This window comes from Streptomyces sp. HNM0574 (assembly GCF_012726235.1).
GTDB lineage: Bacteria > Actinomycetota > Actinomycetes > Streptomycetales > Streptomycetaceae > Streptomyces.
In genome coordinates, this window is record NZ_JAASAH010000022.1 from 74,296 (window position 1) to 87,708 (window position 13,413).

A 13,413-nucleotide genomic window follows, 5' to 3' on the forward strand; every position below is an offset into this window, starting at 1 on the left:
CCAGCCCGCGATGACCGAAAGGCCCTCTTTGCGCAATTCCCCAAAAGCTGCCGAACGCATGGCCCCCGCCCAGTAAACCCACAGGTCACGAACTGTGCTCCCCGCGCGTGCGGGGGTGGTCCCCCGCTTCCGAAGGGGCGTGGGGCTTCCCCGAAGTGCTCCCCGCACGCGAGCCCCTCCGAACGCGCAGCCGGCCGACGGCTCACGAGCACCCCCGAAAGGGCGCGGCCAGCCCCAGCACCCCCGCGCCCCGCGACGCCCCACCCTCCTCAGTGGTGCCAAGCCGAACCCCCCACATTGGCAATCATCCGCTGGAGCACCTTGAGTGCGATGACGTACTCCTCGTTCGGGATGCCTGCGTGGATGCGGGCGCGCAACTCGTCCTGGCGGGTGGCGACTTCGTCGTGGAGGGTGGCGCCTTCGGGGGTGAGGCGGAGGCGGGGGCCGTCGGGGGTGAGGAGGGCGCGGGTGATGAGGGCGTCGGTGTCGGCCTCCAGGTCGTCGCCGGGGCCGGGGTAGCCGCCGAGGGTGCGGAGCATGGTGGCGCGGTCGCAGCCCGCGGGGCCGGCCTCGGCGGCCTGGTTCAGCACCCACCACTGCGGCTGGGTCAGCCCGTACCCGGCGAGGGCGTCCCGGATGTGGCCCACGATCGCCTTCGCGGCCGCGCCGGACCAGTAGCCGATCGGCTGGCCGGCGAGGCCCTCGTCGTCGTGCGAGTACTCCATGGTGCTCAACTCCCCTTCGTCGTCGGCCGGTCTCCAGGACCGTAGAAGGTGAAGTGCACGTGAAGTCAAGGGAAGCGCCACCGGGTCTGGGCCGCCTCGCCCCTGCGGAAGCCGAAGGCGACGGACGGGACGAGGGCGAAGACCAGCGCCTCGCCCTCGCCGCCGGAGTGCCGGAAGGCGCCGCCCCGGACGTCGAAGTGCCAGTCCGGGCCGTACTTCTCCGCCCAGACGGCCGCCAGCCGCCGCAGCCGCTCCTCGTCGGTGACCCGTACCGCCGTGCCCTCGACGACGAGGTCCTCACCCGCGTCCAGCCTGCTGTCACCGCAGGTCAGGACCGCGTGCGGGTTCGCGGCGAGGTTCGCGGCCTTGCGCTCCCCGGGCCCGGTGCAGAAGTGCGGGGCGTCGTCCTGCCAGACGGTCAGCAGCGGGGTCACGTGCGGCCGGCCGTCGGGCCGTACGGTCGACAGCCAGAACACCTGGGCCGCGGCCAGTCTGCGCCGGGCCTCGTCCCAGCGGGTGGGCGCGGCGCCCGGGTCGCTGTAGCGGGTGTCCAGCGTCGCGACGGGCGCGACGGTGCCGGGCGACGAGGTCTGCCGCTGCGGTTCCGGGGCCTGTGACGTGCGGTTCACGGTCTGCTCCTCGGGTCTGCTCGTCCGCGTCCCTGACTCGATGGGACCGCGCGCGGCGCCCGCTGTCATCACGGACGGCGGGCGCGCGCGGTAACGATCTCGGCGGCGGGGAACGCACCTGCCATGGCCGAGCAGGGTGAGGACACCGGGAAGACCGCCGCCGACGAGGGCGGGACGCCGCTCAAGCGCGTGCTCGGCACCCGGCTGCTGATCCTCTTCGTGATCGGCGACATCCTCGGCACCGGCATCTACGCCACCACCGGCAAGGTCGCGGGCAAGGTCGGCGGCGCGCTGTGGCTGCCGTTCCTGATCGGCTTCGTCGTCGCGCTGCTGACCGCGGCGAGCTACGCCGAGCTGGTCGGCAAGTACCCGCGCGCGGCGGGTGCGGCGCTGTACACGCAGCGGGCGTTCCGGATGCCGTTCCTGACCTTCGTGGTCGCCTTCATGGTGGTCTGCTCGGGGCTGTCCTCGGCCAGCGCCGCCGCCCTCGCCTTCGGCGGCGACTACCTGGCGGCGTTCGTGGACCTGCCGCTCACCCTCGTCGCCGTGCTGTTCGTGGCGGCGCTCGCGGCGCTGAACCTGCGGGGCGTGTCCGAGTCGGTGAAGACGAACGTGGTGCTGACCCTGGTCGAGGTCTCCGGGCTGCTGGTGATCATCGGCATCGGCGCGTACGCGGTGCTGACCGGCGGCGGCGATCCCTCGCGACTGACCCAACTGGAGACCTCGGGCGACACGTCGACGGCGGTGCTGACGGGCCTGATGGGCGCCACCGCGCTCGGCTTCTTCGCCTTCGTCGGCTTCGAGGACTCGGTCAACATGGCCGAGGAGACCAGGAATCCGGCCCGCGCCTTCCCCCGCGCCCTGTTCATCGGCGTCGCCGTCACGGGCACGGTCTACGTGCTCGTCGCGCTCGTCTCCTCACTGCTCGTCGACCCCGGGACGCTGGAGCGGTCCAGCGGTCCGCTGCTGGAGGTCGTCAAGGCGGGCGGGGTCGCGTTCCCGCCGCAACTCTTCGCGCTCATCGCGCTGTTCGCGGTCACCAACTCAGCGCTGATCAACCTGATGATGGCCTCCCGGCTCTGCTACGGCATGGCCAACGAGGGCATCCTGCCCACGGCGCTCGGCCGCGTCCTGCCCGGCCGCCGCACCCCGGTGACCGGGATCGTGTTCGTCTCGCTGCTGGCCGTCGGGCTGGTCGCCACCGGGGAGATCGCCGGGCTCGGGGACACCACCTCGTTCCTGCTGCTGTGCGTGTTCGCGCTGGTCAACGTCACGGTGCTGGTGCTGCGCCGGGACCGCGTGGCGCACCCGCACTTCCGCGCCCCGACGGCGCTGCCCGTCCTCGGCGCCGTCACCGCGCTCGCGCTGGCCAGCCCGCTGGCCGAACGCGGCGCCGACGTGTACGTCCGCGCGGGCGTGCTGCTCCTGATCGGGATCGCGCTGTGGTTCCTCAACAGGCTGGGGATGCGGCTGCGCGCGCGATGAGTTTCCGTGCCGCGCCGGGTCCCCACCCGTGTACGGACCCGCCGGCCCCGGGCCGGCACGAGCGCGGAGGAGCACGGACATGACCACACAAGCGCACACCGGCACGGACAGCCTGCTCGGGACCTGCGGCATCGTCGTCGGCAGCACCGACCCCGACCGGCTCGCGGCCTTCTACCGCACCCTCCTGGAGCCGCTCGGCGCCCGGTGGGAGGAGCACATGCTCAACCTCGCGGACGGCATGTACATCGGCTTCGACCACCGGGACGACATCGCCGGCCAGGGCATCGAGCCGGGACGCCACCTGCTCAACATCACCGTCCGCGACATCCGCGCCGCCGAGGCCCGGCTGAACGAGCTCGGGGCCCGCTGGATCCGTCCCGTCGAGCACTCGGACTACGGCTTCTGGGTCGGCACCTTCGAGGACCCGGACGGCAACTACGCGCAGTTCATGCAGATCGACGGCCAGGACTGAGCGGGGAGGCATGCGGAGGCTGCTCCCGGAGACCGACACCGCGCTGCTGGAGCGGGCCGTCGGCTACGCGCTGTGCGCCGTCCGTCCGGTCACGCGCGCGGTGCTGACGGCCCCGACGCCGTGCCGCCGGTGGGACCTGGAGGCGCTGCTGCGGCACACCAACGACTCCCTCACCGCCCTGAGCGAGGGCCTCGGCGACGGCCGCGTCCCGCTGCCCGCCGGTCCGAACGACCGGACGGAGGCGGGCAGTCGGACCGATCCGGCCGAGGTCTTCCGGCTGCGGGCGACCCGGCTGCTGGAGATCTGCGCGGGCGGGCCCGGCGGCTTCGTCGAGGTGGCGGACCTGCCGCTGACGGCGGCCGCCGTGGTCCGCACCGGCGCGCTGGAGATCGCGGTGCACGCCTGGGACATCGCGCAGGCCGCCGGACTGCCCCGGCCCGTCCCGCCCCGCCTGGCGACGGCGCTGCTGCGCACCGCCCGGCAGCTGGTACCCGCGCCGTACGCCAGACCCCCGCTGTTCGCCCCACCCGTGACCGTCCCGGCCGAGGCCGACCCCAGCGACCGCCTCATCGCCTTCCTCGGCCGCGACCCGCGGCATCCGGTACGGGACCCCCAACACCCTTGACCCGCAGAGCAGTTCGCAGCCCCCACAGGGGGCGCGAGCCACCACGCGCCCGCACCCGACACCCCCCAGGGGGCGCGGGGAACTGCGCGACCAGCCACCGCGCACCGGCACCCGACCGCACACGGACAGAAGCACCCCCAGGGGCGCGGGGAACCGCGCAAAACCCACCACGCACCCGCACCCGCAGACGCACGGACACCCCACAAGGGGCGCGGGGAACTGCGCAAACGACCGCCACGCACCGGCACCCGCACCCGCACACGCACCCGCACCCGCACCCGCACCCGCACCCGCACCCGGCAACGCACCCACAGGCGCCGCCCCCTCACCGCACGTCGGGGAACACCGGGAGACCGGCTCCTCAGTCCAGGAACAGCCCCAGCTCGACGGCCCGCACGTCGAACTCCTCCAGCCGCGCCTGCGCCTCCGGCAGCCCGTCGCACATCGCCTCCAGCAGGACCCGCCCGAGCAGCATCGGCGCGCAGGCCGTGTCGAAGGCGAGTCCGGTGCCGACGGCGGCGGGCAGCAGCAGGTCCTCGGGGTGCGCGACGGGCGCGAAGGCGCTGTCGGCGACGGTGACCACCCGCAGCCCCGCGTCCCGCGCGTACCCGAGCGCCTCGGCGACCTCGCGCGGGTGCCGGGGCAGTGCGAAGCACATCAGCGCCTCGGCACCGGCGCGGGCACAGGCGTCGATCCGGTCGCGGAGCATCGTGCCGCCCTCGTCCAGCAGCCGCACGTCGGGGTGGACCTTCGCCGCGAAGTAGCTGAACCCGGCGGCCTGCGCCGAGGCGGCGCGCAGCCCGAGGACGGGCAGCGGCCGGGAGGCGGCGAGCAGCCGTCCGGCGCGTTCGACGGGGGTGGGGTCGGCGAGGGTGGCGGCGAGGTGCCGCAGGTTGTCGATCTCGGCGTGCACGGCCTGCTGGTACTCGTTGTACGCGTCGGCCGCGCCGCCGCCCGCCGCCTCCGGCGCCGGGGCGCCCGCCTCGGGCGCGTTGTCCCGCAGATGCTTGCGGAGCGCCGGGTAGCCGTCGAAGCCGAGCGCGACGGCGAAGCGGGTCACGGACGGCTGGCTGACGCCGGCGAGTTCGGCGAGCTCGACGCTGGAGAGGAACGGCGCGTCGCCCGCGCGGCGCACCATGCAGTGGGCGATCCGGCGCTGCGTCGGCGTCAGCCGGTGCCCCTCGAAGAGCCGCAGCAACCGGGCGCTCGCGCTGCTCATCCCGTCCTCCTCGCGCTGGTCCACGACGTCACTTATTCACGACGTCACGACTATGCATGACGATATGCAGCGCGGAAAATCCGGGAGGGCGGGGAAGGGCGGGGACCGCCGCACCCCGGTGCGTGGCACCAGAGGCGGGACGACGGCGGTCCCCGCCTGGACACGTCCGCCTCCGTGAGCGGGGCGCGTGTCCGGCGTCCGAGATCCGGGAGCCGCTCCGGAAGCGCTCGACGCCTTGCAAAACTCACGATGCCGGACGGATGTTAACCCCGCCTTTCCGCACCGTGACGTGTGGGAACTCCTGGGCACCGGACCGGAATCAGCCCCTCCGCCGACCGAACTACCAGGTCAGGAGCGGCCGTTGGGCCCCGGCGGCTCACTTCCCTTCGCGGGCCAGGTAGGCCAGCAGGTCCTGCCGGCTGACGACGCCGACCGGCTTGCCCTCGGCGAGGACGACCGCCGCGTCCGCGTTCTCCAGCACCGGCATCAGGTCGCCGACCGTCTCGCCGGAGCCGACGTGCGGCAGCGGCTCGCTCATGTGCTTCTCCAGCGGATCGCCCAGCCCGGCCCGCTGCGCGAACAGCGCGTCCAGCAGCTCCCGTTCGACGACCGAACCGACGACCTCGGCCGCCATCACGTCCGGGTGCCCGGCCCCCGGCTTGACCACCGGCATCTGCGAGACGCCGTACTCGCGCAGCACGTCCACGGCCTCGCCGACGGTCTCCTCCGGGTGCATGTGGACCAGCGAGGGCAGCGGCCCCTCCTTGAACCGGAGCACGTCCCCGACCCGGACGACGGTCTCCTCGCCCTCCTCCAGGAACCCGTAGTCGTTCATCCAGTCGTCGTTGAAGATCTTGCTCAGGTAGCCGCGGCCGCTGTCCGGCAGCAGCACGACCACCACGTCGTCCGGGCCGAGACCGCGGGCGACCTCCAGCGCGCCGACGACGGCCATTCCGCAGGAGCCGCCGACGAGCAGGCCCTCCTCCTTGGCCAGCCGCCGGGTCATCTGGAAGGAGTCCTTGTCGGAGACGCCGACGATCCGGTCGGTGACGTTCCGGTCGTAGGCGTCCGGCCAGAAGTCCTCGCCCACGCCCTCGACCAGGTAGGGGCGCCCCGAACCGCCGCTGTAGACCGAACCCTCGGGGTCGGCGCCGACGACCTGGACGCGGCCGTCGCTGACCTCCTTCAGGTACCGGCCGGTGCCCGAGATCGTGCCGCCGGTGCCGATCCCGGCGACGAAGTGCGTGATCCGCCCCTCGGTCTGCTGCCACAGCTCGGGCCCCGTGGTCTCGTAGTGCGACCTGGGGTTGTTGGTGTTGCTGTACTGATCCGGCTTCCAGGCACCGGGGGTCTCCCGGACCAGCCTGTCCGACACGTTGTAGTAGGAATCCGGGTGACTCGGATCGACGGCCGTCGGGCAGACGACGACCTCGGCGCCGTAGGCACGAAGGACGTTGATCTTGTCCGTCGACACCTTGTCCGGGCAGACGAAGAGGCAGCGGTACCCCTTCTGCTGCGCGACGATCGCCAGCCCCACGCCGGTGTTGCCCGACGTCGGCTCGACGATCACGCCGCCGGGCTGCAACTCGCCCGACGCCTCGGCTGCTTCGATCATCCTCAGCGCGATCCGGTCCTTCACCGATCCACCGGGATTGAAGTATTCGACCTTCGCGAGAACGGTCGCCCGAATACCCTCTGTGACGCTGTTCAGCTTGATCAGCGGGGTGTTGCCGACCAGCTCGATCATGGACTCGTGATACTGCACGTGGTCTCCGCGTGTCCGTGGGCAGCGTCGATGCATACCCGTACCGTCACCATATTGCGCAACACACGCACGCCCCAGGCGCGTTGCAGAGCGGTCCGCACCGGGCAACACAGTGTCAAGGGCACATCGCCCGTACGTGTACAGCGCCCCAGCCCTCTACCCACCAACCACCGCGACCAGCCGGGAGGCGGATCCAGGGACATGCCGATGTCGAAGGCGGCAAGCGCAAGAGTGGCACGACGCATCGCGACCGCGGCCGCGTACGGCGGCGGCGGTCTCGGGCTGCTCGGCGGAGCCGTGGTCGGGCTGCTCTTCACGGAGGTTCAACTCGCCAAACGCAAGGTCGGCGTCGGCGGCGGGGGCGACGACGCCCCGCAGGCCGACGGCCGGTACGGCGCCGCGTTCGCCGGAGGCCGCCCCTCCGGCCGGCCCGGGGACGCCGCGCACCCGGTGCGCCCGCTCCGGCTCGGCTTCCTCGGCGACTCGACGGCGGCCGGGCAGGGCGTCCGCCTGGCCCGCCAGACCCCGGGCGCGCTGCTGGCCTCGGCCCTCGCCGCGGTCGCCGAACGCCCCGTCGAACTCCGCAACGTGGCCCTCTCCGGCGCCCAGTCCGACGACCTGGAGCGGCAGGTCACCATGCTGCTGTCCGACCCCTCCCTGGAGCAGGGCCCGGACGTCTGCGTGATCATGATCGGCGCCAACGACGTGACCCACCGGATGCCCCCGGCCCGCTCGGTACGGCTGCTGTCCGACGCGGTCGCACGGCTGCGGACGGCGGGCTGCGCCGTCGTCGTCGGCACCTGCCCGGACCTCGGCTCGATCGAGCCGGTCGGCCAGCCGCTGCGCTGGGTCGCGCGGCGGCTGAGCAGGCAGCTGGCGGCCGCGCAGACCATCGCGGTCGTCGAGGAGGGCGGCCGCACCGTCTCGCTGGGCGACCTGCTGGGCCCCGAGTTCTCCGCGAACCCTCGGGAGCTGTTCGGGCCCGACAACTACCACCCCTCGGCCGAGGGCTACGCGACGGCGGCCATGGCCGTGCTGCCGACGCTCGCCGCGGCCCTGGGCCTGTGGCCGACGGAGGACGAGCGTCCGGACTCCGCCCGCCGCGAGGGCATCCTGCCCGTCGCCCGCGCCGCCGCCGAGGCCGCGGCCGAGGGCGGCACGGAGGTCGCGGCGGTCCGCGGCCCCTGGGCGCTGCTCAAGCACCGCCGCCGCCGTCGGCTGCCCCCGGCGGAGGACGTCACCTCCGAGGCCGGGCAGGACGGCGCGGCGCCGGAGGCCCCGAAGAACGGCGGCCGCTCGGTCCACGAGCAGGCCGACACCCGCTGACCGCCCCCGTCCCGACTCCCGCCCCGGCGCCGTGGCTTCACGGTTCCGGGGCGGTCGTGCCGGGGGCGGCGGCGCACCCCCAAGCAAGCGCTTAGAAAAGAGTCCCGCATCACACCGTCCGGACCGTGACCCGTGCCGCACCTGCGGGTAGCTTCCGGCTCACAACCCGTATCGCACCTCTCGCACCCCTCTGGAGCCGTGATGCCCGAAGCAGTGATCGTTTCTGCCGCCCGCACACCCATCGGACGCGCCTTCAAGGGCTCGCTGAAGGACATCCGGCCGGACGACCTGACCGCCGGCATCGTCCAGGCCGCACTGGACAAGGTCCCCGAGCTGGACCCGCGCCAGATCGACGACCTGATGCTGGGCTGCGGCCTCCCGGGCGGTGAGCAGGGCCACAACCTGGGCCGCGTCGTCGCCGTCCAGATGGGGATGGACCACCTCCCCGGCTGCACCGTCACCCGCTACTGCTCCTCCTCGCTCCAGACCACGCGGATGGCGCTGCACGCGATCAAGGCGGGCGAGGGCGACGTCTTCATCTCGGCCGGCGTCGAGGCCGTCTCCCGCTCCGTGAAGGGCTCCTCCGACGGCATGCCGGAGACCCACAACCCGCTCTTCGCCGACGCCGAGGCCCGCACCGCGGCCCGCGCCGAGAAGGGCGGCGAGGGCTGGACCGACCCGCGCGAGAGCGGCCAGGTCCCGGACGTCTACATGGCCATGGGCCAGACCGCCGAGAACCTCGCCCGGCACAAGGGCGTCACCCGGCGCGAGATGGACGAGTTCGGCGTCCGCTCGCAGAACCTCGCCGAGAAGGCCATCGCCGACGGCTTCTGGCAGCGCGAGATCACCCCCGTCACCACCCCCGACGGCACCGTCGTCTCGCAGGACGACGGGCCGCGCGCGGGCGTGACCGTGGAGGGCGTCGAGGGCCTGAAGCCGGTCTTCCGCCCCGACGGGCTGGTCACCGCGGGCAACTGCTGCCCGCTCAACGACGGTGCCGCCGCGCTCGTCGTCATGTCCGACACCAAGGCCCGCGAGCTCGGCCTGACCCCGCTGGCGCGGGTCGTCTCCACCGGCGTCTCCGGCCTCTCCCCCGAGATCATGGGCTACGGCCCGGTCGAGGCGAGCAAGCAGGCGCTGGCCCGCGCGGGCCTGGGCATCGGCGACATCGACCTGGTCGAGATCAACGAGGCCTTCGCCGCCCAGGTGATCCCCTCGTACCAGGACCTCGGCGTCGACCTGGACAAGCTCAACGTCAACGGCGGCGCCATCGCCGTCGGCCACCCCTTCGGCATGACCGGCGCCCGCATCACCACCACCCTGATCAACTCCCTCCAGTGGCACGACAAGCAGTTCGGCCTGGAGACGATGTGCGTCGGCGGCGGCCAGGGCATGGCGATGGTCATCGAGCGCCTGAGCTGAACCGCAGCGGGGCCCGGCACCCCTTCCGTGCCGGGCCAACTCCGGGCGGGTGTGAGGTACTTCGCCGGCTGGGCACGTATCGTCCGGGCCGAGTAGGCCCGCAGGCCACGAAGACTGGTCCCCGGGCGTGCGGGGGTGGCCCCCCGGTGCCCTCGTAACTGCCCTCCTCCTCGGCGTGCTCCCCGCGCGTGCGGGGTTGTCCCCTTGACGCCCGAGGCCCAGGAAGTGCTGCACCGGTGCTCCCCGCGCGCGGGTGCCCCCCCAGCACACCCGCAAGCACCCCACGCAGGCCGTCCGCTCCCCGCACCCGCCGTACCCCTCACCCAAGATCCCCGCACCCCGGAACGGGAGATCCGAAAACGAACCGGGCGAATTGTTGCCCAGCTCACTTTTCGTCTTCCGTGCGTGCCGGATGAAGGTTCCAGAACCCCTTCGAAGCGCCCCCGGGATGTGATATATCCCCTGGGGGCGCTTCGTTTTGCCTGTTCAGCGCGGTGGCGGTGGATACCTGCCAGGTTTCCACCTGTCCCTTTCGGCGCGTTTTGCACTACGGTCGAAAAGTCTTATCCGCGTAAAAACCCGAGGCAGGAATTCCAGGGGACCAGACGGAACCGGGAGCACGTCAGTGAGCGCAATACCCCTCGCAACCCTCAGCACCTTCGCGGCCCTCGTCGCCCTCGTACTGCTCGTCGTCGCCGTCGGCGCGAGCGTGCTCGGCCTCGCGGCGCTGCGCAGCGCGCGCGGCCTGCACCGCAAGGTCGACGCCCTCACCGCCGAGCTGAGCCGTACGACGGGCAGGGCCACGGTGCCCTCGGCACGCACGGGGACGGACGCGGACGGCATCCGCGCCGCCGTCACCGAGGCGCTCGCCGAGGAGCGGGAGCGTGAACTGGCCGAGGCCCGCGCCTTCTGGGCGGCACAGGAGTCCCGCGCCGACGAGGGCCCGACGCTGGAGGGCCACGGCACCGAGTACGAGGTCGCCCCCGGCGCCCACCTCGGCCCCACGGACCCCATCGGCCCCGACGACCTGGAGGCCGAGCTGCTGGACGCCCTGCTGGAGGGCGGCTACGACGGGTACGGCGACCAGCCGGCCCCGGACGGCGAGGTGTTCATACCGCGCCAGCCCGACGGCCCGTCCCGCGAGAACCCCCGCCGCGAGCAGCACGACGGCCGCACCGCCGACGAGGCCGGCCCGGGCCAGGACGGCGGCGACGCCGAGCTGGCCGCAGCCCGCCGCCGGCACCCCTCGCACCCGGACTTCACGCTCGACGGCGAGCCCGTCGAGGACGGCCTCGCCGCGGCCCCGGCCGCCGCGCCCGCCGTCGCCGACCACGAGCGCACCATCGAGCGGCTCGGCGAACTCGCCGACCGCGGCACCCCGCTCACGGACGTACGCCAGGGCCCGCTCGGCACGCTGGACGTCTACCTCTTCGAGGACGGCACCACCGTGTGCCTCTCCCCCGGCCACCCCGAGACGGCCGGACGGCTGTGCGAGGCGCTGCGCCGGGGCGACACCCCGCTGCTCGTCGGCGGCTCCGGCGTCTCCGGCGCGTACACGCTGACGTTCACCTACGGCGAGGGCGACATCGCCTACCTGCTCGCCGACCGCGTCATCGCCTCGGCCTGACGCCGGGGCGGGGCCGGCGGGGCGCCCGTCTCAGATCCGGGTCCCGGTGTGCCGTACCAGCCGTACGGCCTCGTCGAGCTCCTCGGACACGGCGGCCCCGCCGGACAGGCGCAGCGCCTCCGCCAGGTCGTTTCCGGCCACCGCGAGCTGGTCGCCCACGCAAAACACACCGGCTTCCGGCAGCTCGGCCGGCTGCCTCCCGGGGAACTCCGCCAGCTGCGCCCGCCGGGCCAACTCCCTGGCCAGCGCCAGTCCTTCGGCCGCGGCGCCGCGCTGGAGGGCGCTGTGCGGGAGGGAGCGCAGCCGGTCGGCGAGGCGTTCCACGGCGGCGTTCAGGGGTGTCGGATCAAGCACGGCGCAAGCCTATGCGCCCTCCGCGGACTGTTGCCAACGTGCGAACGCTCAGGCACCTTGGCGTGAAGGACACCACACTGCAGCGTCCGGAGGCGCCGATGTCCCAGATCTTCTCCGACGAGACCCACCAGAACATGCTGGCCCGCATTCCCGCGTGCACCGGTCGTGAAGTCTCCGAATGGCTCCGCACCGTCGACGACGGCCCGGCCCTCTTCCGTTTCGAGGAAAAGGTGAGCTGGCTGCGCGGTGCGCACAATCTCGCGTACGGACACGCGAAGGCGATCATTCACGAACACGACCTGCGGCGCGCGGCCCGCCACTTCTAGGACTTCGCCCCCTTCTCTCCTCCGACCAGGACACGGGAGCCCTGACCGAACAGCGGAAGGCCCGCGAGGCAATCGCCTCGCGGGCCTTCCGCTGTGCTTTTCCGTCCGGCGTCAGTCGCCTTGCAGGATCGAGATCAGCCGCAGGAACTCCATGTAGATCCAGACCAGCGTCATCGTCAGGCCGAAGGCCGCCAGCCAGGACTCCTCGCGCGGCGCGCCGTAGGCGATGCCGTCCTCGACCTGCTTGAAGTCCAGGGCGAGGAAGAGGGCGCCGAGCACGATGCCGATGATGCCGAACAGGATGCCGAGGCCACCGCTGCGGAAGCCGAGGCCGTCACCGCCGCCGAACACCGCGAACAGCATGTTCACGGCCATGAGCAGCACGAAGCCGATCGCGGCGGCCATCACGAAGCGGTAGAAGCGCTGCGTGACGCGGATGATCCGCGTGCGGTACATGATCAGGACGGCCGTGAAGACCGCCATGGTGCCGAGCACCGCCTGCATGGCGGCGCCGTTGGCGATCTTCTGGTCGATGAAGGCGCTGATGGCACCGAGGAAGAGCCCCTCGAAGGCCGCGTAGGCGAGGATCAGCGGCGGCGAGGCCTTGCGCTTGAAGGCCTGCACGAAGCCGAGCACCATCGCGATCAGACCCGCACCGATCGCCAGCGGCAGCGAGAGCCCGCTGATCCAGGCGACGGCTGCGGCGACGACGACGAGACCGACGGTGATGCCCGTCCGGTTCACGACATCGTTGATCGTCATGCGGTCCGTCTGCCCCGGGGCGGCCGGGGGAGCGGCGAACGGCGCACCCGGCTGCGTCTGCTGCTGGGCGTAGGGGTTCGCCGCGGCGCCTGCCGCGGCGGGGTCGGCCGCGTAGGGGTTGCCCGCGGCGTAGGGGTTGCCGGCCGCGTACGGGTTACCTGCCGGCGCCTGCTGCGTGCCGGAGAAACCGGCAGCGCCGTCGCGGCTGAACCCCCGTCGCGAGAAGACCGGGTTGCTGCTCCTCATCTCACTCCTCCATGGCCGCACGGCACGGCCTTGCCGTACAGGGTAATGCGTTAGCAAAAACAGCACGCTAGTGCACGAGGAGGAACGAAGGAAAGTCGTTCCGTGTTCCCCGCCGCCTTCTCCTCCGCGTTCCGTACGCGGCTTTGACGGGGCGTTTGCGGAACGGCCCGGTGCGTGACGGGACCGCTAGGGGACTTCCCGCAGATAGAGGGCGCCGCAGGTGTGGCAGAAGGGTTCGCCCTCCGGGGTGCCCCACACCTCGGCCGTACGGGTCTCCGCGTCCGGGGAGAGCTCCCGGCCGCACATGGCGGTGGCCGTCTCGCGGCGCACCATGTGCCAGATCTTCACAGGCGCGCCCGGCCCGGCGCCCTCCGCGTACTCGGCGCGCATCTCGTGCTCCATCACCGCTCCTTCCGCAGCCGCCCCCGCC

The 13,413-nt window shown here is 72.7% G+C and carries 14 protein-coding genes; 7 read left to right on the forward strand and 7 right to left on the reverse strand.

Annotated features, from left to right (window positions below; all coding sequences use genetic code 11):
• Nucleotides 1-269: 269 nt before the first annotated feature.
• Both HCC30_RS26735 and HCC30_RS26740 read right to left on the reverse strand, forming a co-directional pair.
• Nucleotides 270-725 (reverse strand): MarR family winged helix-turn-helix transcriptional regulator, encoded by a 456-nt coding sequence (locus HCC30_RS26735; RefSeq protein WP_169445465.1) that lies wholly within the window; start codon nt 723-725, stop codon nt 270-272.
• A 65-nt stretch (nt 726-790) separates the two neighbouring features.
• Nucleotides 791-1,279 carry a pyridoxamine 5'-phosphate oxidase family protein gene (locus tag HCC30_RS26740; protein ID WP_240979931.1) on the reverse strand — a complete coding sequence of 163 codons (489 nt, stop codon included), beginning with the start codon at nt 1,277-1,279 and terminating at the stop codon, nt 791-793.
• A gap of 198 nt (nt 1,280-1,477) precedes the next feature.
• Between HCC30_RS26740 and HCC30_RS26745 the strand changes: the two genes are divergently transcribed.
• From HCC30_RS26745 to HCC30_RS26755, 3 genes are all read left to right on the forward strand, one after another.
• Entirely contained in the window at nt 1,478-2,839 is a 1,362-nt protein-coding gene (locus tag HCC30_RS26745) for an APC family permease (RefSeq protein WP_169445467.1), read from the forward strand.
• Between the two features lie 79 nt (nt 2,840-2,918).
• Complete coding sequence (locus tag HCC30_RS26750; RefSeq protein WP_169445468.1) at nt 2,919-3,311, forward strand: VOC family protein; 393 nt, start codon at nt 2,919-2,921, stop codon at nt 3,309-3,311.
• A gap of 10 nt (nt 3,312-3,321) precedes the next feature.
• Nucleotides 3,322-3,936, forward strand: a complete 615-nt coding sequence (locus HCC30_RS26755) for a TIGR03086 family metal-binding protein (protein ID WP_169445469.1) — start codon at nt 3,322-3,324, stop codon at nt 3,934-3,936.
• A 361-nt stretch (nt 3,937-4,297) separates the two neighbouring features.
• On the opposite strand, the gene HCC30_RS26760 is transcribed toward HCC30_RS26755, so the two are convergent.
• Nucleotides 4,298-5,155: a MurR/RpiR family transcriptional regulator gene (locus HCC30_RS26760; protein WP_169445470.1), complete on the reverse strand. Its 858-nt coding sequence runs from the start codon at nt 5,153-5,155 to the stop codon at nt 4,298-4,300.
• A gap of 376 nt (nt 5,156-5,531) precedes the next feature.
• Nucleotides 5,532-6,920: a cystathionine beta-synthase gene (locus HCC30_RS26765; RefSeq protein ID WP_169445471.1), complete on the reverse strand. Its 1,389-nt coding sequence runs from the start codon at nt 6,918-6,920 to the stop codon at nt 5,532-5,534.
• Between the two features lie 201 nt (nt 6,921-7,121).
• Here HCC30_RS26765 and HCC30_RS26770 point away from each other — a divergent pair, with 201 nt between their 5' ends.
• The 3 genes from HCC30_RS26770 (at nt 7,122) to HCC30_RS26780 (ending at nt 11,295) form a co-directional block, all read left to right on the forward strand.
• Complete coding sequence (locus HCC30_RS26770; protein WP_169445472.1) at nt 7,122-8,246, forward strand: SGNH/GDSL hydrolase family protein; 1,125 nt, start codon at nt 7,122-7,124, stop codon at nt 8,244-8,246.
• Between the two features lie 201 nt (nt 8,247-8,447).
• Complete coding sequence (locus tag HCC30_RS26775) at nt 8,448-9,668, forward strand: acetyl-CoA C-acetyltransferase (protein ID WP_169445473.1); 1,221 nt, start codon at nt 8,448-8,450, stop codon at nt 9,666-9,668.
• A gap of 625 nt (nt 9,669-10,293) precedes the next feature.
• Nucleotides 10,294-11,295 carry a hypothetical protein gene (locus tag HCC30_RS26780; protein WP_169445474.1) on the forward strand — a complete coding sequence of 334 codons (1,002 nt, stop codon included), beginning with the start codon at nt 10,294-10,296 and terminating at the stop codon, nt 11,293-11,295.
• A 30-nt stretch (nt 11,296-11,325) separates the two neighbouring features.
• Here HCC30_RS26780 and HCC30_RS26785 read toward each other — a convergent pair whose 3' ends face one another.
• A complete protein-coding gene (locus HCC30_RS26785) occupies nt 11,326-11,649 on the reverse strand; it encodes a hypothetical protein (RefSeq protein WP_169445475.1) in 324 nt (107 codons plus the stop codon).
• A 98-nt stretch (nt 11,650-11,747) separates the two neighbouring features.
• On the opposite strand from HCC30_RS26785, the gene HCC30_RS26790 reads away from it, so the two are divergent.
• Entirely contained in the window at nt 11,748-11,975 is a 228-nt protein-coding gene (locus HCC30_RS26790) for a DUF4287 domain-containing protein (RefSeq protein WP_169445493.1), read from the forward strand.
• A gap of 111 nt (nt 11,976-12,086) precedes the next feature.
• Here the strand turns inward: HCC30_RS26790 and HCC30_RS26795 are convergent, their stop codons facing one another.
• Nucleotides 12,087-12,983, reverse strand: a complete 897-nt coding sequence (locus HCC30_RS26795) for a Bax inhibitor-1/YccA family protein (protein WP_169445476.1) — start codon at nt 12,981-12,983, stop codon at nt 12,087-12,089.
• 186 nt (nt 12,984-13,169) lie between these two features.
• Nucleotides 13,170-13,385 carry a hypothetical protein gene (locus tag HCC30_RS26800; RefSeq protein ID WP_169445477.1) on the reverse strand — a complete coding sequence of 72 codons (216 nt, stop codon included), beginning with the start codon at nt 13,383-13,385 and terminating at the stop codon, nt 13,170-13,172.
• Nucleotides 13,386-13,413 lie beyond the last annotated feature (28 nt).